Source organism: Flavisolibacter ginsengisoli DSM 18119, assembly GCF_900129295.1.
Classification (GTDB): Bacteria; Bacteroidota; Bacteroidia; order Chitinophagales; family Chitinophagaceae; genus Flavisolibacter; species Flavisolibacter ginsengisoli.
In genome coordinates this window covers 151,429-178,386 of record NZ_FQUU01000010.1, presented here as the reverse complement: position 1 = coordinate 178,386, position 26,958 = coordinate 151,429, and the positions used below count along the sequence as shown (strand labels likewise).

Genomic DNA, 26,958 nt, shown 5'->3' with positions numbered 1-26,958 from the left:
ATAAGACCCTCGGTCTATTCCTTTGCAAAGTTCACCTCACTTTCCTTCCACAAAATTCTTAATCTTTCTTCTCTCTGCTATTCTATTATGTCTATGAACTAATATTAACCTAAAGGATCCTTTGCGAACATCTTTGCACTCTTTGCGTTACTGAGTATCGCCAAGTGCGCAAAGAGAGAGAACCACGCAAAGAATACGCAAAGGGCTTCTGATTAACCCCAATAATTCATGAAAATGTAAAAGCAAGCTAATTCAGGACTTAATTATTTAGTTTAGAAATTATAATTGATCTTTTTATCGCCGGTGATAATTTCCAATTCTTTATTGCCTTCTTCTACCCTACCTATCACCTGTGCATCTATGCCGAATTCATTGGCGATATTGATCAACTGGCCGGCAGTTTCTTCATTGGTATAGATCTCAAGGCGGCAACCCATATTGAAAACCTGGTACATTTCTTTTTCATCTGCACCACTAGCCTGTTGAATAATATTAAAGATCTCAGGGGCAGCAATTAAATTATCCTTTACAATATTCACATTGTCCGGAACATATTTCATACACTTGGTCTGTCCGCCACCACTACAGTGGATCAATCCATTGATATCATCAAAATGTTCTTCCAGGATTGTTTTTACTACCGGAGCAAATGTTCGTGTAGGCGATAGAATGAGTTTGCCTATATTGGTTTCATATCTTTCTTCTCTAAATGAAACTGTGATGGGATCCAGCAATTTGTGCTGACCAATATAAACCACGTCACTGTTTAAGGAAGGTTCAAAAGTTTCCGGAAAGTTTTCCGCGTAAAACTTATTTAATACATCATGCCGGGCACTGGTCAATCCATTGCTTCCGATACCACTATTGTATTCATTTTCATAAGTAGACCTGCCATAACTTGCCAGTCCTACTATAACATTGCCCCTGGCTATTTTTTCATTGGTTACCAATTTATCTTTCGGCCACCTGGCAGCCATAGTGCCATTAACTGCAATGGTTCTTACCACATCACCTACATCCGCTGTTTCACCACCGAGGAAGGCAATGTCCACATCAAAATCCCTCATAGTATCTAAAAATGCCTGTGTCCCTTCTATCAATGTTTTTAATACTTCTCCGGGCAAGAGGTGCTTATTTCTATCTATGGAAGAAGAAAACAATATCTTATCATATATACCTACGCAGAGAAGATCATCAAGGTTCATTACAATGGCATCCTGTGCTATACCTTTCCAAACAGAAACATCTCCTGTTTCTTTCCAGTACAGGTAGGCAAGTATGCTTTTTGTGCCTGCACCATCGGCATGCATTACATTGATCCAGTTTTCATCGTTTCCCAATAAGTCTTTATAGATCTTACAGAATGCTTTGGGGTAAAGACCCTTATCAATATTTCTGGTTGCTGCATGCACCTCTTCCTTTTGTGCGGACACTCCCCTTTTAGAATACAATGACATGTGACAAAGATAAAAGAACTTTAATGGCGCCGGTACTACCAGCTATACATGCTTTATAAAAACATAACCCACTGAACCACTGTAAACTGTTATTATCTTCGCGCCCATGCAGGTGCATCGCAGTATAGATCAACTACCCCGTTTTAAAAATTCGGTTATTACCATTGGAACCTTTGATGGTGTACATGAAGGACACCAGCAGATCATTGAGGCCTTGAAAGCCGAAGCACGTGCTGTTACTGGTGAAGCAGTGATCATAACTTTTGATCCACATCCACGGATGATCGTCCATCCACATACTCATTTGCATTTGATCAATACACTTGAAGAAAAGATCGAATTATTATCACGAACAGGAATAGATCACCTGGTTGTTGTGCCATTTACAAAAGAATTCTCAGACCAATCTGCAGAAGCATACATAGAACATTTTCTCATAGGTAAGTTTCATCCACATAGTATTATTATTGGTTATGACCACCATTTTGGCCATGATCGAAAAGGAAATTTCCGTTTGCTGGAAAACAATGCTGCACATTTTCAATATAAACTATTGGAAATTCCTAAACATGTACTGGATTCTATTGGAGTAAGCTCCACAAAGATCAGGAAGGCTATACAGGAAAGCCAGATAGAAACTGCTAACCGGTTGCTTGGCTATGATTTCTTTTTTGAAGGGAAGGTAGTTCCCGGGGATAAGCTAGGCAGGCAACTAGGATACCCTACAGCGAACCTGGAATATACAAGTAAGGAAAAGATCCACCTGGGCCATGGGGTATATGCTGTGAATGTTGAATTAGATGGAAAAATTAAAAAAGGTATGCTAAGTATTGGAGAAAGACCCACACTTAACAGGCCTGGTGAAAAAGTGGAGGTCAATATTTTTGATTTTGACCAGGATATCTATGGAAAAATATTAAGGGTGACCGTCAAAAAATTTTTACGCGAACAGGTTAAATATGATTCGCTTGATCTATTGATAGAACAATTACATAAAGACAAAGAAAACAGCCTGGAAGTTTTGTAAGTTTTTATCAGGCAGCTATCATTTTAACCACCATTTCCTTCAACAGGTCTGCATCTTCAGTTCCGGAATCGTTGATGCCTATATTGCGAAGGTTATATTCATAAAGCAGCAACAATACTTTTTCTATATCCTGCTGGCTGAACTTGATAGCCGTTTGAATATAATCCTTTACAAAAAACGCATTTACACCTATGGCTGTAGCAACAGACCTTTCATCCCTGGCCTGGACAGAATAGATCATTGACACCTTGCTAAAAAAATTGTATAAAGATGGAAATATCAATTGAAGAGGTGCGGCTTTGGGATTGGCCTCAAAATATTGAATGATGCGTACAGCTTTGTACAGGTCTTTAGATGCAATTGCCTGTTGCAATTCAAATACATTAAACTCTTTACTGATACCAACAAAGTTTTCAATATCATCCTCGGTAATATTCTTCCGGGTACCAAGATTGAGCGCCAGTTTATCCACCTCATTATTAAGGCGGCTGAGGTCATTACCAATATGATCAATGAGCAGGAATAAAGCCTTATTGGTAATAGTGAATCCTTTAGATTTTATTAAACCACTGGTCCAGTCAGGAAGTTCATTATCATATAATTTCTTGGAGGTGAACAACACAGCCTTATCCTTAAGCATTTTGGCGAGCTTCGTTCTGCCATCCAGTTTTTTGTTTTTATAGGCAACAAAAAGAAAGGTTGAATTAAGAGGCTTTTCAATATAACTTTCAAGCTTTTCAATATCCTTCATTCCCTGTGCTTCCTTGAGTATAACTACCTGTTTTTCAGAAAACATTGGATACCTTCTGCAGCTATTTACTACGTCAGTCCATGAAGCATCCCGTCCATAGTACACCGTAAGGTTGAAACCTGCTTCACTTTCTGTTAAAATTTTGTTTTCAGCATAGTTTATTACCTGGTCAATAAAAAATTCTTCATCTCCTTCCAGCCAATAAACAGGCTTAAAGTTTTGTTTCTTAAGATCATTAAGTATCTTTTCTGAACTCATGTTTACAAACTCTTATACATTTTTTCTGGCACGGTTTTCGAACAGGTGCGTAAAATCTCAAAAGTAAGTTTTCGATCTAACCAATAAAAATCAAATATCGTTTAACTAAAACCCCTACAACGATGGCAAATACAAATTATCCTTCAGCGGAAAATTCAACCAACCCAAATCGCCCGGTGAGGAGTAACAACACAACCAAAAATATATTGATTGGTGTGTTAGCCGCAGGTTTATTAGGTACCTGGGCATATTTCTTATACGACAAGAATGATTCAACAAAACAGATCCAGGTTAAAACTGCAGAAGTTAACACTGCAATGACAGCAAAGGATTCTGTACAGGTGTTATATAATGATGCCTTAACCCGCCTCGATTCTATAACAGGTAGCAACAATAATTTGAGCGGCCAGTTAAGCGACCGTCAGAGTGATATCACGAAATTAAAGAATGAGATCAACAGGATCATGCGTGATAAAAACTCTACTGCTGCTGACTACAGGAGAGCTAAATTACTGATCTCTGAACTGAACGGAAAAATAGCTAACCTGGAAGCTGAGGTTTCAAGACTTACAGGTGAAAATCAGCAATTAGCAGCTAACAATACTCATCTTACACAAGAAAGAGATGTATTGGCCACTAACCTGCAAACAACAACTGCAGAAAAAGAAGAGCTGGCACAAACTGTTGACGTAGCCTCTACATTTACTGCTTCTAACATTCAAATCACTCCTATCAAGGAAAAGAAAAATGGTAAAGAGAAAGTAACAACAACTGCAAAGCGTGTAGACAAGCTTGTTGTTTCTTTTGATGTGGAGAATCGTGTTGCCCGTTCAGGTCCTGCCGATATGTATGTAATTGTAACTGGTCCTGATGGCAATGTTATTAACGATCCAAACCTTGGATCCAGCACATTGACCACACGCACAGATGGTGACAGACCTTACACTTTCAAAACCACTGCCGAATACGAGCAGGGTACACGTAAGACAGTGTCTATTCCTTTGCGCCAGGATCATTTCCAAACAGGAAACTACAAGATTGAAATATATCAAAATGGATTTAAAATCGCTGAGGGTGTTAGAACCCTGAAAAAAGGTGGTTTATTCGGTTAATTCTCATTTCCAACTCCTACAGAAAAACGCCTGATAATTTTATTATCAGGCGTTTTCATTTATAGGAAATGCTTTTAAATTATTGTGGCCTTAAGACCTGGTCAATTTTGTGTAACACACCATTGATATAGAGTTGGTCACTGGAACCTGCAGGGGCAGGTGTTGGATTGATCAACAAATTGGAAGCAGTAGGATTAGCTGCGCCTTTTACAGTGGCATCAGTTACACCAGTAGCACCAAAGTTTGCCTGCAACGTCACTCCAGGGTGATTTGGAAGGGCGCTATTCAGTAGCGTAGGCACATTAGCTGCGGTAGTTGGGAAATTAACAGTAAAGGCCCTGGAACCCAGTAAATGATATACAACAAGACCCTTTACAGTTTGGGCTGATAAAGCACCAAACAAGGCAGGATTCTGAAACACATCTGGAGTAGCAGCCAAAGTAGCAGCCTGGCCCTGGGCAATGGCAGGAGCCTGCTGTTGTGCAATCACTGGAGCTTGCGCTGCAGCTTCCTCCGGGGTTGCTCCGCCTGCAATCAGTTGTTGGGTGATGACAGGTATCATTTGTGCCGTTACGATGGGTATTAATGCAAGTGTGATCTGGCCAGTTAATATCTGCTTGAAAGCAGCATCTGTAGGGGCAAATACTGTAAGGTTGGCTGCAGGGTTCAATAAGGCGGCCTGTAATGAACTGGCGGCTACTGCCCCACTGTCTGCTCTCTGGATGGCAGCTTTCAGATAGGTAAGATCCGGATCAGCATTAATGCGGTTCCATAAGAATTGTGAAGGTGGTGCCACCAATACGGCCACCTTATGGATCACACTATTACCTGCTAAAATATCTGCCTGGATCACCGGTATATTATTAACCCATACAGTTGTTCCTCTTTTTGAAGGAAAAATAGACATCCTTAACCCCGGAGGTAATGAGGCCGAGGGGGCTGCTAATACCAGGGAACTTGGCTCCTGCGCATTGGGAAAGCTGGTTGGTATTTTATCTGCCGTAAGCATTTGCCCGCCTATTAATCCATAACGTAATAGCGTGTCCAACTGACCGGGTCTGAATGCTGCCACAGCTGCCGGGCTGGTGATGCCAATGGCCTGGAAAGCTGAATTGGCTGGTGCAAAAAAGGTATATACAGCGGCTTTATCGCTCAATAGGGCCGTCAAATTGGCCCCTGCTCTTGTTACTGCAGCTTTGAGGATAGTAAAATCAGGATCATTCAGGGCATCGATAATAGAACTAGAAGCAGGAGCAGGTTGCGCAATAGGTTCAGGAGTCAGGTTGTCTTTATTACAGGCAGCCAACAAGCTAACTACGCCTGTAAGAACCACAAAAGGCTTCAACCATTTATAAACATTCAATTTCATATAATAATTTTAAATTCTTTTGGTTTTCTCTTATAACACGTTGTAGGCAAAACTTACATAATACAATCCACCAATACTTGGATTACCCACTGCAGTACGGTAATATTGGTTCCCTGCATTGGTGGCTCCTATTTTGAATTGTGATTTGATAGAATGAACCTTTACGGAAAAAGCAGCATCTACAACATTAAAGGAAGGAAGGTCGCCTTGAGTGAAATCATTCTCGTAGAAGAAACCTTTCTGCCAACGCCATGCGATATTAAAACCGAGTACGTTGTTAGGTCCGAAACCTGTATTGCCAAAACCTAATACCGTCCTGTACTTCGGAGTATTGAAAAAAGCACGGAAGCCTGCCGGTACGTTTTTAATTGTGTCGGAAGAAACATTACCGTTCACAACGAAATTTGCAGGCAATAAATATTCTGCACTGATACCCCATCCATAGGTCTTAACCTTTTCAGGTGAATTAACTACAATTGAATAACCCTTGGTAGTTGATAATTGCAATACATCCCTGCGGGTAATGAAATCCTTATAATTACCTGTATAGTAGTAAGCATCTATCAAAAGCTTTTTTTGTATCAGTGCCTTATATCCCACTTCAAATGTTGTAACTGACTCGGGTTTTACCTCGGTATAAGGAATGGTTTCGCCAATTACACCCTGGGGAGAAACACTGTTTGGCGGATTATTTACCAGGTCATATTTATCCCAAAGCGCTTTATTACCACCTAATAAAGTTCCTGTACCTACATTCAGATCTATCCATTGTTGCTGGGTACTTGGGAAACGGTAAGCAGTTTGATAAGACAGGCGGATATTATGGTCCTTAACAGGCTTTATTACAGCTGTAACACGCGGTGTAAACCTACCTTTGAAATTTTCGTTCTTGTCATAACGTCCGGAAGCAGTCAACTTCAGGTAGTCTTTAATAATCTCTTTTCCAACCTGCGCATAAGCACCTATTTCATTTATACTTATCGGTCCTTCTTTATCGGCAAATAACGTTCCCTGGCTATTTAGTACGTACTTCTTCCAGTTACCTCCTACTAAAACTTCAGCAACTTTCACAGCATCAGATAAATTATATTGACCCTCTACCATATAAAGGTCTGTACGGTCCACAAACAGACCCCCGGTGGGAATAGGTAAAGATCTTACGTTATCAAATAAGGTTCTGAATTGCTGGGTACCTGCAGCAGGTCTTCCTTTATCCGCAACACTCCTTGCAATGTTATGAGATTCCATATCTCCCCGCCCAGCCTGTCTTGCATTCAGATAGGCAAAAGCATATTCCTGGTACCATTGTGAACTAGGTTTCCAGGCTTCATTGAATAATTGAGTTGTTACAGTCAGGTTATGAGATTCACCAGAATTTTCCTGCGTGGTATATCCACGAAGGAACCATTTATCAGAATTGAGCTCAAGTTTGTACTGGCCCACCTTCAGATCTTTCAGGGAATAACGCTGGCTCCCTGTATAGACTGTATTACCAGTTCCCCAATTGCCAGCAAGAACTGCCTCTATCCGGGAGGATAATTTATAGTGCAATGCACCGGACAATTTAAAGTTCAGTGTGTTGGGATTGGCAACCTCATTTTCTGTATACCCGGTCCTGGATACTCTCATATCCGTAGCTATTCCAGGTGTTATAGTACCTATATAGTCCTTTAAAAAAGGAACAGCAGTACCGATAGAAGTTAATATGGAACTGAAAGTTGGGATCCTGGGATCTGAAGTTTCATCACCATATACATTTACACCATCATAGTTAGGATCTGTTTCTCTTGTTCCTGGCACTATCTGACCGGAAGTACCAAATCTCTTATAATCACGGTAATCACGACCTAACCAATCTTTGGCCTGGATCAATTCCGTGCTGATCTTAAAAGCAAATTTCTCAGAAACCTTTTTACCCCAGCGAAGTGCCCAATTGTAATAAGGAGATACACCTCTTTCCTGGTCATTAATATGCATTATACCAGTCTTTACCTGGTAAGAAAGACCCTGGTATTTAAAAGGGTTTTTACTATTGATCAATAAAGTTCCATTCATTCCTCCCGGACCAAACAAAGCGGAAGAAGCACCCGGAAGCAATTCCATATTATCTACATCCAGTTCAGTCAAACCGATAACGCTTCCTACTGAAAAATTCAAACCTGGTGCCTGGTTATCCATTCCATCCACTATCTGGTTGAAACGAAGGTTACCACTGCCGGAAAAACCACGGGTGGTTGGAGTTTTAAATGTCAGGGAAGAAGCTACAACATCAACACCCTTCAAGTTGGTTATTACATCATAATAGTTTGCAGCAGGTGCATTTCTGATGGTTGCAGCATTTACACGTTCAATAGAAACTGGAGATTCAAGTATTCTCTGTGGTGTACGTGTGGCAGAGACAACAACCTCCTGGCCCAATGAGCTTGCAGGATCAAGATTGACACTAATGGATGTGGATGCGTTGTCCACCACTACTTCTTTAGGATCAAATCCAATAGAACTAAAAACTAATGTAACAGGCAAAGTGGGTACTTTTAATTCAAACTTTCCATTGCCATCGGTATAACTTCCCCGGGTGCCACCCTTAACAGTTACAGAAACCGAGGGAATGCCTTCTCCTGTAGTGCTGTGTTTTACCACACCACTAATTGTAATATTTTGAGCAATAACAGGGGAAAGTGAAAAAAAGATCGCAGCAAGCAATACAGCCAAATAACTCAGGCTTTTTCTCATAGTGTCTATTTTAGTTTGGGAAATATGTAATTATGGCAACCGGGCCGACCAATATTACCTGTATTTCTACGCGGAAAAATAAGCATTTGGCCAATCATCGGGAAATTATTTTCGACGACTTCGAATAAGTTGTTGAAATTTTCAAACCCTCATCACCTTATATAAGATCAGTTCCATTTACTTTCGGGGCATGGCAAATTTTCAATTCCCGGGACAGACCACTTTTTATAGGGGAAAGGTAAGAGATGTATATACCATCAATAATAACCTGCTGGTCATGATTGCTTCTGACAGGATTTCCGCATTTGATGTGATCTTGCCAAGAGGCATTCCCTATAAAGGACAGGTATTAAATCAATTGGCTTCCTTTATGCTCAAGGCCACTTCTGATATTTGTCCCAATTGGTTGTTGGAAACACCTACAGCTAATAGTTCCATTGGAAATAAATGTGAACCTTTTAAAGTTGAGGTTGTGGTGAGAGGAAATTTATGTGGGCATGCCTGGCGTACTTATTCTAATGGTCAGCGGGTTTTATGCGGTGCATTAATGCCTGATGGCTTAAAAGAAAACGACCTTTTTCCTACTCCTTTAATAACTCCTTCTACAAAAGCAAGTGAAGGACATGATGAAGATATTTCTGAAAATGAGATCATTGAACAAGGCCTCGTGCCCAGGGATGAATGGACGCAAATAAAAACATATGCTCTTGCCTTATTTGAAAGGGGAAAAGAGCTGGCATTAAAACAAGGTTTGATATTAGCTGATACCAAATATGAATTTGGCAAGCGCCATGGGCAGATAGTATTGATGGATGAGATCCATACACCAGATTCTTCACGTTATTTCTATGCAGATGGTTTTGCGGAGAGGCAGGAAAAGGGAGAAAAACAAAAACAATTGAGCAAAGAGTTTGTACGTGAATGGCTGATACAAAATGAATTCATGGGAAAGGAAGGACAAACCGTACCTGCTATGAGTGACGAATGGGTAGAAACGATATCTAAAAGATATATTGAACTTTATGAAAAAGTAACAGGAACCCTGTTTACACCACAAGACCTGGAAGAAGAAGAAAACTTTAAATTAATAGCTGCAGCGTTATCAAAATATCAGTAAAAAGTAAATTGGAAACCTAGTTTAAAGGACAGGTGTAAGAAGTTTTAGAGATTAAAAGATTACTACAGGTTTATGTCCCTGGGGATGAAGTAAACGGAGTTTTACATCAAATACATCTTCAAGCATTTCGGTGGATATCTCACCTATTGAAGAAAGATCGTACTTAATGACACCCTGTTTCATTAAAAGAAGCCTGTCTGCAAAGCTGATAGCAAGGTTGATATCGTGAAGTATAGCGATTACAGTAATATTCTGTTGGCAAAGATCTTTTGCCACCTGTAGTAACTGGTATTGATACTTTATATCCAGGTGTGATACAGGTTCGTCGAGGAATATAATTTTGCTTTCCAGGGTTTCTTCCTGCCACACTTGTGAAAGTACACGAGACATCTGGACTTTCTGGGCTTCACCGCCTGATAAAGTATTGTAATCCCTGTCATAAAAGGCTTCCACCCCCATCAATTTCATTGCCTGTTGCTGAATAGTAATATCCTTTTGGTTAGGTATATTGTCAAAATAGGGATACCTCCCCATCATAACCATATCACCAACCGTTATGGGAAAGGTGATATTATAATGTTGTGACAATACACCTCTTCTTCTTGCCAATTGTAAACGGGTATAGTTGCGAAGATCTTTGCTATCAAACAATACCTCCCCTGTCGTAGGCTGAATATCCCCGGCCATCAATTTTAATAAGGTGGATTTTCCAGCTCCATTGGCACCCATTATGACATGAAAAGCATTTGCTCTAAAATTTACACTGGTGGATTGTAATAAATGCTTACCCGCAATTTTAAAGGATAGATCTTTTGCTTCAAGCATAGAACCCTCCTTTTTGCCCATTGTTCTTCATCCTGTTTAATAGCCATAAAAATACCGGTGCACCAATAAATGCAGTAATGATTCCAATTGGCATCTCCGCGGGGGCAATAACTACCCGGCAAACCATATCGGTAATGGAAAGCACAATGGCACCTAATAAAGCCGAACCAATTATAAGGTACCGGTTATCAGAACCCTTCATCAGCCTTAATAAATGAGGAATAATCAAACCAACAAAAGCAATGATCCCCACCAGGGAAGTTGCTATTGATACTAAAAGAGTATTGATTAAAATAATACTGATCTTGAGCCTTTCGGTATTAACTCCCAGGTACCCGGCTTCAGTATCGCCCAGTTGAAGCGCATTCAAAGATTTAGCGAATCGCAGGGAAAGAAAGAAACCAACTATTGTTGATGCCCCTGCAAAAGCAACAGCTGTCCAGTTGGCACCTGCAAAGGATCCAAGGTTCCAGAAAGTAATAGATCGTGCCTGCGGGTCACGGGCAATATAGGCAAGAAAGCCGGTTGCTCCGTTTGCAATAGCATTTACAGCAATGCCTGCCAGGATCATAACAGAAATGTTGACACGGTTGAGAGAAGCGGAAAAATAATAAACAATGACAGTGGCAACTAACCCTCCCAGGAATGCGCAGACAGGCATCAGCAACTCACTCATAAATGATAAGTGAGAAAAAAACGAATTACTTCCCAGTACAATAAAAAGAGCTGCACCAAGAGCAGAACCTGCTGATGTACCCACCAGTCCGGGTTCTACTATTGGGTTGCGAAATAAGGATTGCATCAATGCGCCGGAAACTGAAAGTGCTGCACCTACAAAAAGACATAAAATCGTTCTTGGCAAGCGGATCTGGAAAAATAATCCTTCATGAACCGGGTTCACTATTCCGTTACCAAAAGCTTTGTGTGCAATGAGGGAGCTAATTTCCCGGAAGGACAAATAAACAGCTCCGGTGCCTGCAGAAAGTACAATGGCGACAACAAGCAATAAGCTTAGGGTCAAATAAATAGAACTATAACTCGTTTTTTTTAAGAGGAGCATGAGCTGTCTATTGATGAATCAATTTGGCAATTTTAATTATGTTCTCCCCTGTGCGTGGTCCAAAGTAAACAAGGTCATGCTCTTCTATCCTGTAGATCTTTCCATTTTTAGCTGCTGGTGTTAAAGCTATTCCAGGTAAATCCATAAACTTTTGCATACTTCCTCCCAGCCTGTCAAACCCAAAATCAGTTGCCAGTATAACGTCAGGTTGTTCTCTTGCAATGACTTCGGCACTGAGATCTCTGAATGAACTGGTATCAGCGGCATTGTCACCACCTGCCAGGGTAAGCATGGCATTGGCTGTTCCTCTTGTACCCATAACAAAGTACTGGTTACGCTGTTGCCCAAAGTGTATGATAAGTACCCTTGGCCTTGTGGGAAACCTGCGAACAAAGGAATCTGCTATTTGCAATTGCCTGTCCAGGTTTTGGTTTAACCGCCTGGCAATACTATCCGCACCATAATCATGGGCTACCATGGCCAGCACCATTTTAGCACTGTCAATGGTAGATCCCGGAGGATATACTTTCACAGGAATGCCCACTTGCTGCACCTGCGCCATTACGTTAGCCGGTGCTATGTCGCCCTGGTGGATCACTACCGTTGGCTCAAGGGAAATAATGCCTTCAGCATTCAGATGACGGTGATAGCCCACTGTGGTAAGCTTTTTTGTTTCAGTTGGATAGGTACTGGTGAGGTCAATGCCCACTATTTTATGACCAAGATTCAGTGCAAAAAGAAATTCAGTCATTTGCTTGGAAACACAAACGATCCTGTCTTTATCATCACCTCCAACCTTTTTACCAAAGCGTCCACATCCAGTCAGGCTAACTCCTATAATCATTAATAAGCCAAATATTCTCATATAATAAAAGGTAAGAAGTGAGGCAGGTACATAAGCTGCCACACTTCTGATTTTTTAAAAATTGTACTTTAGATTAATACCCCCGAAGTAATTTGCTTTATTGGGAGCTGGTAAATAGGCATCCGGCAACTGGTTCACGAAAACCATGTAATAGTATTGAGTACCTGTAATGTTATTAACACCAAAATACAGATCAGCATCAAAATGGTTTGACAGCATTCTTCTCAGGCCAAGCTTTGCATTCAACAGGCTATAGCTATCTGTCATTTCCTTTCCATCAGATGTAATAGGCATGGCGTCCTTGTAAGAATAATAAGCATTTCCATAAAACCCGTAACTCGTAAGTACATCTAACCCAATATTAAAAGTAACCCGGGGAACGCCTGCAACATCTTTACCACTATAGTCAACCGTATCTACGGCAGTGTTATTACTTCCTGCTTTAAACTTCTGAAACTTAAAATCCTTGTAGGTAAAGTCTGAGAATGCAAAGTTGGCAAAAGGTTTTACAGCCTTTACAAACCCTTTGTAAGATTCATATGCAGTATATTTCAAAAGGGCTTCTATGCCTTTATTGTCTTGTTTTCCACCATTGGCAACATAGCTATAGGCAGTTGTTGTTACAGAGCCATCAAGTGGAACAGCTACAGCTGTCATTTTATTTGAGAAAAGGGCATCGAAAACAGCAACCTGGTAGCTTAGCTTATCATGGAACAATAAACCCTTAGAACCCATTTCAAATTGACCTCCAACTTCGGGCTTTAATGACGTATTCAACTTACCTGTAGCCGGGATAAAAAAGTAAGAACTTACCGGTGCTTTGTACCCCTTACTATAGGAAGCATATAAGGAAAGCTGTTTGTTAAATACTTTATTAATAGCAATATGGGGAGAGAGCATGTTACTATAGCTTTTTTTATACTGACGCGGATTAGTGCTGTTGGCAACATAGAAACGGTCATTCAATTCAATATTCATATTGCTCCACCCAAGACCTGCAGTAATAGAAATTTCCCTGGGTAAAGAAAGGGTCCATTCTGTAAATAGAGATGATGTTCCTGTATAAGTCGATTGGTTACTTCTCATTGCACCCACCACCCAGTAGCCGTTTGGATCTGCAGCATTAGCTACCATGGTATATCCCATTGTTTGTGCATACTGATGTTGGGTTTCAACACCTGTGATCCCACTAAGAACGACTTCATTATTCAAAGGAAATTTAGTATCAATAACAGATCGAAGTCCAAAATTGACGGGGTCTTTATCAGTCCAACCACCCGCAGAACTGGCATTGGTATTCATAGCCGTACCAAATACAGTTGTAGTATTGGAAATATTCTTATTGAATTGATAACGGTGACCCAGCCCTGCCCTGAAACTGTTAACCTCTGAATGAGCATTCCTTTTGATGTATTCAGGATTACCACTATAATCAAGGTTGTTATACTGGTCTATTGTCAATTCTCCTCCCCTTTGGTCGTAACTTTTACTATACCCAAAATAGGTAAATAATGATTGCTTAGGACCTAATTGAAAATTGCCAGCAAGGTTGACAAATTGTTTTTTGGATGCTGTGTGTGACATGAATCCATCTGATTCCTGGTGTCCATAATTAGCCAAAAGAGAAGCATGCTCATTTGCTGTTTGAAAATTTGTAGTGAATCTTTTCAAACCATAACTGCCTACCTGGACTTCCTGGCCTAGACTGGTTATACCAGGTTCTGGCTTTATGGTATTCAGGTTTACCACCCCTGCAATAGCCAGTCCTGACAAAGTACCTGAAGGACCTTTTGTTACCTCCACATTACCAATAGAGCCAAAGTCAATGTCATCCATAATAGTAATGCCTTCAGCATCGGTAAGTGGAATGCCGTTTAAGTAAACCTTGGAACCCTGGTTATCAAAATTGCTACTGACGCCATTTGTTCCTCTTACCCCATTTCCATAACCCCTGATATTAAATTGCTGACCTCCGGAAACGGATCTTCTTTGCATGGCTACCCCTGGAACATTTGCATTGATTGCATCATCCAGGTAAAGGCCAGTGCCTCTTTTTAATTCACGTGTATTTAATTTGGCTATAGATGCCGGCTGATACAATACTGATTTATTCTGTGCCGAGGTAGTTGTTATTTCCACATCTTCCATAGAATGGCTGAAAGGCACCATCTCAATTACCAGTTCATCCCTGCAATTCTTTACAAACTTTTCTACAGGCTCGTATCCAAGAAAAGTTATGGTGAGTTTATTGTTTACATCACAGGGCATGGAAAATAAGCCATCTTCATTTGTAAAGGCCACTCCTTTGCCGATGGTGTTTATAGATGCGCCCTGGAGAGGATTTCTGGTTAGAGCGTCGATAACTTTTCCTTTAAGGGTTTCCTGTGCATGCAAGATGACTGCACAGAATAAAAAAATAATAACAATGGAAATTTGCTTCATTGCATGAATAGTTTGTAAAATACTTTTTATTGACTACCTGCTCCCTATGGTTTATTGCATAATATCATGAGCAGGATATGTAAAACAAGATCTGAGAAGCTCAGGCAGTGCGGGGGGGTTGGTCTGGAGAAGAAAAATAACCATTAGCAACTGATGCTGTATATACAGGGTAATTTATTTGGTTATGATAATGTACTGGGATGTATTGAAGCATTGCGGCAGAAAGGAAGCTGGTAGTCATTAATTTAATGAGCCCTGTTTGCAATGGAGATGGGGAATCATCATGAAGCTTTTGATAGTTCTCTACCAACTCCTGTTCTTTTTTATCATGGATACAATGCACCACGAACTGGTTGCCTACTGTGCTTGTATCTATAACATCATACATTTCCTTTCCGTACCGTATCTCTGATCCATCTTCCCACTCCAATTCTGATTTATCCGCCTGGTTAAACCTGAGAGTCATCACTTCATTAGTAATATGGGATTGCAATCTCGCTTTCATTTCAGTTTTGATACCCGAAAGCCTGACCTTATAAATAATGTGGTACCCCAGAAGAGTAAAAAAAAGACAGCAGATCAATAAAATAGCAGCGATTTTCCTCACGGTATAGAAATGGCTTGCTAAGGTAGGCAACAGCCGCTATAATTATTAAGGTAGTTTTTTATTTAAGTCTGCAAGTCGTGGACGTAATCTTGCCCTGGACTTGTTGAAGATATTACGGCCCTTATCAATGCCTTTCCTGACTATTTTTTGTTCTTCCAGGGGAAGATGGATAACTTCCTGGCATTCTTTGGTACAACAGCCATCGAAGGAGTTTTTGCATTCTTCACATTGAATAAAAAGCAGATGGCAGGCCTCATTGGCACAATTAACATGCGTATCAGCTGGTTTTCCGCATTGATGGCAACGAGCAATGATCTCTTCTGTAATCCGTTCCCCCAACCTGTTGTCGAAAACAAAGTTTTTACCTTTAAATTTCAACTCAAGGCCTTTTTCTTTTACCTGGTTGGCATAATTGATTATGCCCCCTTCAAGGTGGAAAACATTTTTGAAACCCTGGTGCAGCATGTAGGCACTGGCTTTTTCGCACCTGATACCTCCCGTACAATACATGATAATATTTTTATCACGGGCCTCCTTCAGCATATCAGCTGCCATGGGTAATTGCTCACGGAAAGTATCGGATGGCACTTCAATGGCATTTTCAAAATGACCAACTTCATATTCATAGTGGTTACGCATGTCCACCACAATTGTATCAGGATCTGAAGTAAGTCGGTTAAACTCCTCAGCATTTACATACTTTCCCCTGTTACGCATATCAAAACTGGGATCTGTAATGCCGTCTGCTACTATCTTGTCCCTTACCTTGATCTTAAGTACCCAAAAGGATTTGCCATCATCATCCACAGCGACATTCAACCTGATCCCTTCCAGGGGTTTAATGGAATAGAGATACGATTTTAATGCATCAAAATGGCTGTCGGGAACACTCAGTTGGGCGTTGATCCCTTCGTGTGCAACATAGATACGCCCGAAAACCTTAATGGTGTCCAGGTTCTTATAGAGTTCATCCCTGAAAACCCTGGGATCTTCTATTGGAAAATAATGATAGAAGGAAATGGTGGTCCGGTGTTCTTTTTCTTCGAACAAACGTTGTTTAAGCTCCGCCTGGGAGATACGGTTATGCAATACAGCCATAATAGAAATTTATAGGACACTCGCCGGGTGAACCCTGCCTGGGCAGGAAAATTTCAGTTTTAAAGCAACAAAAATACGCTTTCACTCTTCAATAAATTGTGAAATCGAGGCCTTCTTAAATAGATAAAGGACTGTGAAACACAGTCCTTTATTAAAAAATATTATTCTTAATATCAGATACTACCTGTCAGGTACAGGATCAATCCAACAATAGCTACGATAAGGGCGGCAATAGGATAATAGAATACCAGTACCAGTGCCAGGATACCCAAAAGGATATAAAGCACTAATTGGCGGTCAGTTGGCCTGCTGCTGAAAAGAGATTTTAGTTTTAATTTAAAAGCTGTCCATAAGAACTTACGTTTAAGCTTACGGAAATTCTTTTTGCTTTTTTGTGCGGCGTACACTGAAAGTACAAGCATACTCAATAAAGAAGCTGCGGCTGCATTATTGTGGTTATCCACAGGCTGTTCATTAACAGGTTTTGCAACAGGTTGAATGGTAGTAGAACTAAATGCCATAATTATTCCTTGGTTTTTGGATGCCCGAAATTAGGCAATCAATTTTATTTGAACGTTTTTGTACAGACGAAAATATTTTAAACTGCCTGAAGATACCTAACTTATTGAGAAAGAAAATATTCATTCTCCCCCAGGTACTAAGGAGAGCTCTTTCATTTAGTTTTAATATATATTTTCTTTATTTACGTACCATCACCGGCGCTAAAGAACTTCCTGCCATCGCTGCAAATCCCCCCACGATGGCTCCAACAAAAGCAGTCACAAGAATCAATAAAATAGACGAACCTCCCAGGGGAATGATCTGCGCTATTTTGCCGGAGAGAATGCTTTCGTTTTTCAAATCTATCCACAATGATAAAAACCCCCACAGAATAAAGATCCCAAGAAACCCGGATAGGAAACCCAGGCCGATGTTTGGCAATAAAAACAGCGCAACCAAAAATGAAACAATGGCTATGCTCCACCAGGGTAAAAACATCCCGGCAATAAATGCAAATGCTGCTGTAAGTAGTGTTGCTAATAAAAATCTCATGCTCATCAGGAATTGGTAAAGTTTATTTGCCCAATAATTCGTTTATCAGAAGATTCATTCTCATGCATCATCCAGAGGGTAAAATATTTACCGGTAGCCCAGGTATCTATAAAATTCTCATAGAATTTACTGCCTGGATTACCGCTTTGCCCACCTGGATAAACTCCATAAGCTTCTATGGGCTTTGTAAGATGAATAACCATGCGCCAGCTAGGGCCATGTGTTTTAGTCAAAGCATTGATAGTTGTGCTCCATCCATTGCACATTAACCCGGTCCTTCCAAACGCAGGCAAGGCATCTCTTAATAAGTGCTGAATAAAAGTATTCCGATGTTTCCACCATATTACCCCATCCTCATTTTTAACCAATTCGCCCACGGCTTTTTTAAAAGAGAGCGTTACATCCTGGTAGAGATTTTCTTTCTCCGGGGTATTGATATTATCCACGAACCGGAAAGCTGAATCTCTTAATAAATTCTCCAGGAGTATCTGTTCAGAAGGTATTGTTACAGGTTTAGATGCCTGCGTAAATTCATCTGACCAGATCACAGATTCCAGGCTATCCATCCAGGTTTGGAATATAGTAGGCGCCCTTTCCTGGCCTGTATATTCAAAATTCCATTTGCTGACCTCTTCCCAATATTTTAATTCGTTATCACTAAGCTCATTTGTTTTGAGGTATTTTGAAAATAACGGCATTGCATCCCCAGCTAATGTACTATAAGCATTACCCTGCAGTCGCATCATGTCCTGTGGGGTAATGTCCTGCATTTGGCTCAGTTGCCTGTAGATGGACCTACCCCGGGGCACATAATAATCCCCTGGAATAAAATAAGGATAGGACGAATCCACTGCTCTCTGGTTAGCACTCTGAAGAAAATTATCAGGCGGGTTCAGCACATGCGGGTTTTCACCCTGGGGAATAAATCCCTGCCAGCTATATGTATCATCTTCCCCCGGCATCACGTACAACCCCTGGTTCTTCCATCTTGCAGGAAATTTACCCTGCTGCCAGATAGCTATATCACCATTGGTAGATCCAAAAATTATATTCTGACCGGGGCAGGCAAATTCTTTTATTGCCTGGCTATATTCTGAATAGTTCTTAGCCCTGTTCAACTTAATTAATGTCAGCACTTCATTGGAAGGATCATGAGCTGTCCATCGCATAGCAAGAGCCTTATTCGTATTAGAGTCAGCAGTAGTGAAACTCCTGTCATACGTCACCGGTCCAAAGACAGTATAGGCCACTGTATCAATAATAGTTGCTCCACCTTTAACTTTTATCTTTTCAATGCGATGCTCTGCTGCCTGCCATTGATTTTTATACCAATATTCGTTACGGGAAGCATCTTTGAATTTCACCTGGTAATAATCCATTACATCCCTGCCGGCATTTGTTAACCCAATAGCAATGCTATCATTATAGCCTATAACTATTCCGGGAACACTTGGAAATCCTACACCATACACATTCATTGTAGGTGTATGTAATTGCATTTCGTACCAGATAGAAGGAAGTGTTAGCCTAAGGTGAGGGTCGTTGCATAAGATGGGAGCACCACTTTTGGTTTTTGCGCCACTTACCACCCAATTGTTACTTCCCTTGACCTCAAAGGGTTTTGGCACTTTTACCGGCTCAGCAATAGAATCTTTCTGTAGGTAAAACGAATCTGCATTGGCAGGAATTTCAGGATGTACCGACGGGGATTCAAATATTGTTCCTTTAGGAATAATAGATACAGATGAATCTGAAACCTGGGGATATAACATATCCATCTCTTCTTTTGAAAACAGGGACTTTTCATTACTGAAGGATATATCCTTTGCATATTCCTGCCCTGCAAGGTCACTGCACATCACTTTAAAGAACAATGCTATTTTTAAATTGGTCCATGGCTCTGGCCTGAAGTCAAGTAGTTTATACTCCACAGGTAAGTTTCCTGCAGAAAGAGAGTTGATATAACTATTCACACCTGCAGTGTAGGCATCGTATACTTTTTGCGTAAGCGCATCTTTTGCAACAGCTTTCAATTCATTTTCCGCACCATACACCATACCCATTCTTCGCTGCAGCCTGTCATAGTTGATGATCTGTGGGTTATTGCCTAATATTTCACTCAACCTTCCTGCTGCTGCATGGGTTTGAAATTCCATCTGGAATAACCTGTATTTGGCATGGAGATATCCCTGTACGAAATATACATCTTCATCATTTTCCGCAAATACATGAGGTACCATGCGCTCATCCATGTATACCTTCACCTTTCCTTTAAGATCTGGAAAACGCAGATCTTCATCCAGCCTTGCATCACAAGGTTCAGCATTTTGCCAAAACCCTTGCTGGGGGCTAAGAAACTTTCCCAGGGGAGGTATGGTCCCGATCTTTGTATTCAGAGCAAATACAAGGCCCAGCGTAACTACAAGACTAATGACAAAAGGTATTATTCTCATAAGCATGGTTCACTGTGCCTGGTTATTGACAACACAGCGAATGATTGAGTGATTAATAAATAGGAAAGATAATAAAGGAAAACTGACTATTGTATACTCTTTACCTTCAATATCATTAATCGTTCTTGCCTCCCAGCATGGGAACAAAACTAAACCGATCAAATATTTCTTCTTTAAGACCGCCATCTTTTTGCTTGGTCAGGCGTTTCATAACCTGCACTTCCCCGGTACCAACAGGAATGACCATCATGGCCCCCGTTTTCATTTGCTGCACCAGTTTTTGAGGTATATCCGGAGCTGCTGCTGTGATCAGCACTTTATCAAAAGGAGCAAATGTGGGCAATCCTTCATAGCCATCGCCATAAAAGAATTTGATATTGGGATATCTTTTAATGAAGTCAAACCGCTTATTGGATTCAAACAGCTTTTTCTGTCGTTCAATTGTATATACCTGCACACCCAACTCCGCCAATACTGATGCCTGGTAGGCACTGCCTGTACCTATTTCCAATACTTTTTCAAAAGGTTTTAATTCCAGTAACTGCGTTTGATAGGCTACTGTATAGGGTTGAGAAATGGTTTGATGTTCTGCAATAGGAAATGCCTTGTCCTCGTAAGCCACTTCATCAAAGGCTGAATCCAGGAAAAAATGTCTTGGTATCCTTTCTATTGCCTCCAGCACCTTTTCATCTGTAATGCCTTTCGACCTAACTGTTTCCACCAGCTTTTTACGAAGTCCCTTATGACGGTACGTATCTTCAAACCTTCTCATGCGGCAAATATAATTTTATGGAGATGTCTTTCCATAAAAAGCTAAAGGAGTACTTTTATAGATGCCTGGAAATCATATCATTCTTTTTCTTTTATGGACCGTTTATTGCCTTTTGCATAGCCTGCTGGCCAGCATTGCTATTAAAATTAAGCTGGCTGTTATCCTCGGCAATCAATTCCGGTATTACAGGCTGGTCTATACAATCTTCGCTTTTGTGTTCCTGGTGTACATTTTATATTATCAGTTTAGTATTGAAACAATGGCTGTTTTCAAAACCACCATGTTTTCCAGGTTAGCAGGAGTCACGATAGCTTTAACCGGATTGGTTATCATGTTTATCTGCATAAAAAAGTATTTTATAAGCTTAAGCGGGCTTTTAAGCCTGGTGAAGGAAGACAGCCATAGCACGCTGATCATTTCGGGCGTTCATAAATATGTACGGCACCCATTATACCTTGGCACTTTTGCGTTTATCTGGGGTGCATTCCTGTGCTTCCCTTTATGGACCGTATTAATAGCTGACACTGTCATTACAGTGTATACATTGATCGCAATCAGGTTCGAGGAAGACAAACTGGTGAAAGAATATGGTAACAGCTATAAACAGTACCAGGCAAGCGTTCCCAAACTCATCCCTACCTTCAGATCTGTACCGGTAGGTGAGCCCAGATCAACCCTTAAATAGGGGATTTCAGCGATTCTCTTTTGTATGGTTGAAGATTTCCCCTTTTCTTTGTGCCCTCACGAGGAAATAAACAAATCAAAATATTAAGTCCATCCGCCTAAAAAAGAGGAAGTGCTCCATAAGAGCACTTTTTAATTTTATAGAAGTTTATAAACCAATTACAGCTTCATATCCTGGATAATTCCTTTGATCTTTCCCCTGGCTTTTTGCTGAGCTTCAGCAAATTTATCAATGGCCTCCAATTTAGTATTGACACTAAAATAAAACTTGATCTTTGGCTCTGTACCTGAAGGGCGGGCACTGATCTTACTACCATCTTCAAGAATAAACTGCAGGACATTGGATTTGGGAAGCGTAATGGCTGAAGTTTGACCAGTAAGAAGATCGGTCTTCACCTGCTTTTGATAATCAAGCAATTGGGTTACTTTAACGCCTCCAAGTTCTTTTGGCGGGTTATTTCTAAAGTCCTCCATCATTTGAGCTATCTCCTGCTGACCATTCATTCCTTTTTTAGTAATGGAGATAAGATCCTCCTGGTAATAACCGTATTTACTATACAGCTCCAGGAGTTTTTGAAACAGGGTCTTGCCTTTACTTTTTTCATAAGCTGCCATTTCACACAATAAGGCCACAGCAGAAACGGCATCCTTATCCCGGATCTGCGAGCCTATCATTAAACCATAGCTTTCCTCTCCACCAATTACATAGTTTTCCTTTCCCTCCTTTTCCTTGATCAATTCCGCTATCCATTTAAAGCCCGTTAATACATTATAGCATTTAACTCCGAGTGATGCAGCTATTACGTCAATAAGATCTGTGGTAACAATGGTCTTGACCACCATATCATTGGGTTGTGCAATACCCTTTTCCTTGCGGCTTTCCATCATATAATTGAAAGCCAGTACCGCTGTCTGGTTGCCATTCATCAGCACCCACTTGCCGTTGTTGTCTTTCACACCTATGCCTACCCTGTCAGCGTCTGGATCTGTACCAAGCAGTATATCTGCATCTATTGCTTCTGCTTGTTTTAATCCCATACTCATGGCTTCACTTTCCTCCGGGTTGGGAGAAACTACAGTGGGAAAATTACCATCTGGAATGGCTTGTGCTTCTACTATATGCACATTCTCAAAACCAAAGGCTTTAAGCACTGCCGGCACCAATTTAATACCGGTACCATGTATGGGAGTATATACGATCTTAAGGTCTTTCTGCTCTTTGATCACCTCTGGGTAAACGCTCAGGCCTTTGACCATCTTTACATAAGCTTCATCTACATCCTTACCTATTATTTCAATATTGGCTTCTCCCCCGCTCCATTTTACGTCTGTCACATCATGTATCTTTTCCACTTCTGCAATTACAGCCTTATCATGCGGTGGCACCAACTGGCCCCCGTCATTCCAGTAGGCCTTATAACCATTGTATTCTTTCGGATTATGCGATGCTGTGCACACTACGCCCCCCTGGCATCCAAACTGCCTGATGGTAAAAGAAAGTTCAGGTGTAGGCCGCAGGTCTTCAAATAAAAAAACCTTGATTCCATTAGCGCCAAAAACATTTGCTGCGGTTTCAGCAAAGAAACGGCTGTTGTTGCGGCTGTCATGGGCAATAGCCACTTTTACCTGTTCATTCGGAAAACTTTGTTTCAGGTAATTGGCATATCCCTGGGTAGCCATACCAACCGTGTATTTGTTCATCCTGTTGGTGCCCACACCCATTAAACCACGCAACCCACCTGTACCAAATTCGAGGGTGCGGTAAAATGCATCCGCCAGTTCATCAGATCCATTTTTCTGTAGTTCCCGTATCTGGTTCTTTACTTCTTCATCAAAAGCTCCGTTCAGCCATTTATCTACGTTCTGTTGAATAGCAGCATCCATCGTATAGAATTTATTGGTTTGAATATTTTAACTGTTATCTAAAATAAAGGAGTTTATCTATTTAAAATTCTGATGCCAGTTAATGGCATTACCGTTTTTATCCTTCCATTTTAATACAATGCGAAGTTAAGTGTACGTACATTTGAAAGGTGAGAAAATGGCTCGTATCTGTTTTTATTTTTATTGCCCTATCTGCAAATGCCCAGGAGTACAATGCCCATATCCACAACAGGGATAGCGCATTATTACCTGCTTCCACAATTAATTTTAGCGAACGTAAATGGATGGCAGCAACAGGTATGGCAGCAGTGTATGGCGGATCATTTATATTCTTAAATGAAGCCTGGTATAAAGGTTATCCCAGAACATCTTTTCACAGTTTTAATGACGCCGGCGAATGGCTGCAGATGGATAAGATCGGCCATGCATGGACTGCCTATCATAGTTCCCGTGTCAATACAACCGTGTGGAAATGGGCTGGCATGAATGACCGCCAGTCAGTTGTTTTGGGCACAGGTACCAGCCTGGCCTATATGCTTTCTATTGAATACCTCGATGGGAGGTCGGCTGAATGGGGATGGAGCTGGCCTGATGCAGCTGCCGATCTTTTTGGTGCTACTCTTTTTGCTTCCCAGGCACTGGTATGGAAAGAGCAAAAGATCAGCCTGAAGTTTTCATCCTTTCAAAAAAAATACAAACCTGCTGCACTGGAACAACGAGCCAACGATCTATTCGGCAGCAGCCTCCCGGAAAGACTACTAAAAGATTATAATGCACAAACTTATTGGTTAAGCATAAACCTTTCATCAACATGTGGTATAGACGGATTACCCCCCTGGCTCAACCTTGCTATTGGGTATGGAGCAGATAATATGTTTGGCGGTTATCAAAACCTGGCATATGATAAAGAAGGAAATGTTGTTTTTGACAGGCGGGACCTTAAGCGAAGAAGGCAATGGTATCTCTCACCTGATATAGACCTGGCAAGGATCAAAACCAAAAGCAGGTTTCTCCGGACAGCCTTTTCTGTTTTGAATGTGTTGAAGATCCCTGCACCCACACTGGAATTATCTAATGGCAAATTTAAAGGCCACTGGATCAGCTTTTAAGATTAGCATTCCTATTGAATGGGGTTAATACAGCCAGGCGCCTGTTATCGTATCACCTTCCGTTTCCACGCTTATATGTTCCTGTAAGGTTGTGGCCAATGACAGCCCGGCATAATCTGTCTGAATAGGAAAAAGCTTATGGCTGCGCTCCACCAGTACCAGGGTTTGGATCCTTGCAGGTCGTGAAGCTAAAAATGGTTTTAAGGCATACAACATGGTTTTACCCGTATTTGCCACATCATCTACCAGGATGACGTTTTTATTGGTCACATCTGTTGCTGGCTCTAATGATGCATCCATTAATTGCTTCTTATTTATTATTACCTTGATCAGGCTTGTCTTAATGGAGCTTAATTTAGATAGTTCCTCAACAAGGCACTTAGCCACTATTTCACCATTGCCCGTAATACCTGCAATGAGCAGGTCGGCTACGTCATTATTCTGCTCGGCTATCTCCAATGCCATGCGTTTCATCTTCCTGTTGATGGCTTCCTTGTCTAAAACACAATTCCTGTTTTGCGAAGTTTCCATATTTAGCTCCTATTTTTACAGCGCTTAAATTAGCAAATCTATATGCAGTTGGTGCAACAAATTTTATTTATTGTCCTTGTGGCAGCAGCAATCTGGTTGTTTACAAAAAAAGCAATCTTCATAAGAAAGAATATCAACCTGGGCAGGGATGAAAAAATAGAGTCTCACCCCGACAGGTGGAAAAATGTGCTGCTCATGGCTTTCGGGCAAAAAAGAATGTTTGATAAGCCGCTGGTTGCATTCCTGCACCTTGCTGTTTATGCAGGTTTTATTATTATCAACGTGGAGATCCTTGAGATCATCCTGGATGGAATCCTGGGCACACATAGATTATTTGCCCCTGCCCTTGGTAATGTCTATTCCTTTGTGCTGGATTTCTTTGAGGTGCTGGCCTTTTTAGTGCTTACCTCCTGTATTGTATTTCTTATACGCAGAAACATAGTACATGTGCGCCGGCTGAATATGAAAGAATTAAATGGCTGGCCCAAAAGTGATGCTAACTATATATTGTTCTTCGAGATAGTGTTAATGTCTTTATTTCTTATAATGAATGCAGCAGATAAAGCGCTTCAGCTTAAAGGTTATGGTCATTACGCTGAGGTCCAAACTGCATCTTTCTGGGTATCCGGATTTATTACCCCTGTTTTTCAAAACCTAAGTGCAGCTTCCCTTGTAACAATTGAAAGAGCCGCATGGTGGATGCACATTGCCGGCATCTTTGTTTTTTTAAATTACCTGCCCTACTCTAAACATTTACACATTCTGCTGGCCTTTCCCAATACATATTATGCACGCCTGCAACCCCAGGGCAAAATGGATAACATGCCCGAGATACAAAGGGAAGTATTGTATGCCATGCAGCCCGAAACCATTCCTGCAGAAGCAGCCAATGAAGAACATAAAAAATTCGGAGCCAAAGACATCAATGATCTGAGTTGGAAAAACCTGCTGGATGCCTATACCTGCACTGAGTGTGGCCGATGCACTGCAGCCTGCCCGGCTAACCAGACAGGCAAGAAATTATCACCCCGAAAGATCATGATGGATACCCGCGACCGTATGGAAGAAGTGGGTACTTTAAGAGATAACAATCCCGACGGACAGCAAGATTCCAAAACACTTTTGCATGATTATATTACCACCGAAGAACTATGGGCTTGTACCAGTTGCCAGGCTTGCGTGCAGGTATGTCCTGTGCTGATCAGTCCTTTAAGCATCATCAACCAATTGAAAAGATACCTGGCACTGGAAGAGAGCAACCAGCCCACTGAATGGAATGGTATGTACAGCAATGTGGAAAACAATTTCGCCCCCTGGAAGTTCAGTCCCGATGACAGGGACAGCTGGGTGGCTGAAATGAAGTCCTGATGCGCATCTTGAGAAAAGAATTTATCAGGTAAAGTTTTTGCAGGCACTTGATTATACAGCGTTTAGGTCTGCATAATAAATTACTATTCATGGACTGCTTGCATATTCCATATAGACTTATTATCTTGTCGCACCGTAAAAATCCTAAACTTGTACCCCTATGAACTTCTTAAGGAAACTACTGCTATTTACATTATACCCCAAGCTTGACCGGAAAGAGATCACAGACTTTGCCATTCTTATACTGGTTTGTTTTATGATCGTATTTTATAAAGTTTTGAAAAGCTAAGGACCAGCACTATTCTATCATGGTAAGCATTGGTCAAATGACCACTATTTAAAAAATACCTGCTCTTTCCCAGGGGCAGGTATTTTCTTATCCT

22 protein-coding genes are annotated in these 26,958 nt (G+C 40.9%); 6 read left to right on the top strand and 16 right to left on the bottom strand.

All coding sequences use genetic code 11. From position 1 onward, the window contains the following. Window positions 1–272 precede the first annotated feature (272 nt). Window positions 273–1,457 carry an AIR synthase related protein gene (locus tag BUA53_RS12955; RefSeq protein WP_072835804.1) on the bottom strand — a complete coding sequence of 395 codons (1,185 nt, stop codon included), beginning with the start codon at window positions 1,455–1,457 and terminating at the stop codon, window positions 273–275. 106 nt (window positions 1,458–1,563) lie between these two features. Here BUA53_RS12955 and BUA53_RS12950 point away from each other — a divergent pair, with 106 nt between their 5' ends. Then, the gene (locus tag BUA53_RS12950; protein WP_072835803.1) at window positions 1,564–2,484 is read left to right on the top strand and encodes a bifunctional riboflavin kinase/FAD synthetase; all 921 of its coding nucleotides are present in this window, start codon (window positions 1,564–1,566) and stop codon (window positions 2,482–2,484) included. Between the two features lie 7 nt (window positions 2,485–2,491). Here BUA53_RS12950 and holA read toward each other — a convergent pair whose 3' ends face one another. Continuing rightward, complete coding sequence (gene holA, locus BUA53_RS12945) at window positions 2,492–3,493, bottom strand: DNA polymerase III subunit delta (RefSeq protein WP_072835802.1); 1,002 nt, start codon at window positions 3,491–3,493, stop codon at window positions 2,492–2,494. A gap of 122 nt (window positions 3,494–3,615) precedes the next feature. Between holA and BUA53_RS12940 the strand changes: the two genes are divergently transcribed. After that, a complete protein-coding gene (locus BUA53_RS12940; RefSeq protein ID WP_072835801.1) occupies window positions 3,616–4,605 on the top strand; it encodes a hypothetical protein in 990 nt (329 codons plus the stop codon). Window positions 4,606–4,684: 79 nt separating this feature from the next. Here BUA53_RS12940 and BUA53_RS12935 read toward each other — a convergent pair whose 3' ends face one another. Together BUA53_RS12935 and BUA53_RS12930 are read right to left on the bottom strand one after the other, a co-directional pair. After that, window positions 4,685–5,974 carry a fasciclin domain-containing protein gene (locus BUA53_RS12935; RefSeq protein ID WP_072835800.1) on the bottom strand — a complete coding sequence of 430 codons (1,290 nt, stop codon included), beginning with the start codon at window positions 5,972–5,974 and terminating at the stop codon, window positions 4,685–4,687. 30 nt (window positions 5,975–6,004) lie between these two features. Beyond that, window positions 6,005–8,707: a TonB-dependent receptor gene (locus BUA53_RS12930; protein WP_072835799.1), complete on the bottom strand. Its 2,703-nt coding sequence runs from the start codon at window positions 8,705–8,707 to the stop codon at window positions 6,005–6,007. Between the two features lie 190 nt (window positions 8,708–8,897). Between BUA53_RS12930 and BUA53_RS12925 the strand changes: the two genes are divergently transcribed. After that, complete coding sequence (locus BUA53_RS12925; RefSeq protein WP_072835798.1) at window positions 8,898–9,824, top strand: phosphoribosylaminoimidazolesuccinocarboxamide synthase; 927 nt, start codon at window positions 8,898–8,900, stop codon at window positions 9,822–9,824. Window positions 9,825–9,875: 51 nt separating this feature from the next. On the opposite strand, the gene BUA53_RS12920 is transcribed toward BUA53_RS12925, so the two are convergent. The 10 genes from BUA53_RS12920 to BUA53_RS12875 form a co-directional block, all read right to left on the bottom strand. Continuing rightward, on the bottom strand, window positions 9,876–10,649 hold the full coding sequence (locus BUA53_RS12920; RefSeq protein ID WP_072835815.1) for a heme ABC transporter ATP-binding protein: 774 nt from the start codon (window positions 10,647–10,649) through the stop codon (window positions 9,876–9,878). Then, complete coding sequence (locus BUA53_RS12915; protein WP_072835797.1) at window positions 10,642–11,709, bottom strand: FecCD family ABC transporter permease; 1,068 nt, start codon at window positions 11,707–11,709, stop codon at window positions 10,642–10,644. Before BUA53_RS12915 ends, BUA53_RS12920 begins: the two co-directional genes overlap by 8 nt. A gap of 7 nt (window positions 11,710–11,716) precedes the next feature. Beyond that, complete coding sequence (locus tag BUA53_RS12910; protein ID WP_217652993.1) at window positions 11,717–12,616, bottom strand: heme/hemin ABC transporter substrate-binding protein; 900 nt, start codon at window positions 12,614–12,616, stop codon at window positions 11,717–11,719. Window positions 12,617–12,628: 12 nt separating this feature from the next. Beyond that, window positions 12,629–15,016, bottom strand: coding sequence for a TonB-dependent receptor (locus tag BUA53_RS12905; protein ID WP_072835796.1), 2,388 nt, complete (start codon window positions 15,014–15,016; stop codon window positions 12,629–12,631). Between the two features lie 100 nt (window positions 15,017–15,116). Next, window positions 15,117–15,521: a hypothetical protein gene (locus BUA53_RS12900; protein WP_139256429.1), complete on the bottom strand. Its 405-nt coding sequence runs from the start codon at window positions 15,519–15,521 to the stop codon at window positions 15,117–15,119. Between the two features lie 147 nt (window positions 15,522–15,668). Beyond that, a complete protein-coding gene (gene trhO / locus BUA53_RS12895; protein WP_072835794.1) occupies window positions 15,669–16,721 on the bottom strand; it encodes an oxygen-dependent tRNA uridine(34) hydroxylase TrhO in 1,053 nt (350 codons plus the stop codon). A 173-nt stretch (window positions 16,722–16,894) separates the two neighbouring features. Beyond that, entirely contained in the window at window positions 16,895–17,242 is a 348-nt protein-coding gene (locus BUA53_RS12890) for a hypothetical protein (RefSeq protein ID WP_072835793.1), read from the bottom strand. A 178-nt stretch (window positions 17,243–17,420) separates the two neighbouring features. Next, complete coding sequence (locus tag BUA53_RS12885) at window positions 17,421–17,774, bottom strand: hypothetical protein (protein ID WP_072835813.1); 354 nt, start codon at window positions 17,772–17,774, stop codon at window positions 17,421–17,423. A 5-nt stretch (window positions 17,775–17,779) separates the two neighbouring features. Continuing rightward, window positions 17,780–20,227, bottom strand: a complete 2,448-nt coding sequence (locus BUA53_RS12880) for a penicillin acylase family protein (protein ID WP_072835812.1) — start codon at window positions 20,225–20,227, stop codon at window positions 17,780–17,782. 115 nt (window positions 20,228–20,342) lie between these two features. Further along, window positions 20,343–20,999, bottom strand: coding sequence for a protein-L-isoaspartate(D-aspartate) O-methyltransferase (locus BUA53_RS12875; protein WP_072835792.1), 657 nt, complete (start codon window positions 20,997–20,999; stop codon window positions 20,343–20,345). A 61-nt stretch (window positions 21,000–21,060) separates the two neighbouring features. Here BUA53_RS12875 and BUA53_RS12870 point away from each other — a divergent pair, with 61 nt between their 5' ends. Continuing rightward, a complete protein-coding gene (locus tag BUA53_RS12870) occupies window positions 21,061–21,684 on the top strand; it encodes a methyltransferase family protein (protein ID WP_072835791.1) in 624 nt (207 codons plus the stop codon). Window positions 21,685–21,842: 158 nt separating this feature from the next. On the opposite strand, the gene BUA53_RS12865 is transcribed toward BUA53_RS12870, so the two are convergent. Further along, on the bottom strand, window positions 21,843–23,567 hold the full coding sequence (locus BUA53_RS12865) for a phospho-sugar mutase (protein WP_072835790.1): 1,725 nt from the start codon (window positions 23,565–23,567) through the stop codon (window positions 21,843–21,845). 149 nt (window positions 23,568–23,716) lie between these two features. Between BUA53_RS12865 and BUA53_RS12860 the strand changes: the two genes are divergently transcribed. Then, window positions 23,717–24,676 carry a DUF2279 domain-containing protein gene (locus tag BUA53_RS12860; RefSeq protein ID WP_072835789.1) on the top strand — a complete coding sequence of 320 codons (960 nt, stop codon included), beginning with the start codon at window positions 23,717–23,719 and terminating at the stop codon, window positions 24,674–24,676. 24 nt (window positions 24,677–24,700) lie between these two features. On the opposite strand, the gene BUA53_RS12855 is transcribed toward BUA53_RS12860, so the two are convergent. Then, a complete protein-coding gene (locus tag BUA53_RS12855) occupies window positions 24,701–25,207 on the bottom strand; it encodes a phosphoribosyltransferase family protein (protein ID WP_072835788.1) in 507 nt (168 codons plus the stop codon). A 42-nt stretch (window positions 25,208–25,249) separates the two neighbouring features. Here BUA53_RS12855 and BUA53_RS12850 point away from each other — a divergent pair, with 42 nt between their 5' ends. Next, window positions 25,250–26,575: a 4Fe-4S dicluster domain-containing protein gene (locus tag BUA53_RS12850; protein WP_072835787.1), complete on the top strand. Its 1,326-nt coding sequence runs from the start codon at window positions 25,250–25,252 to the stop codon at window positions 26,573–26,575. Window positions 26,576–26,958: the final 383 nt, after the last annotated feature.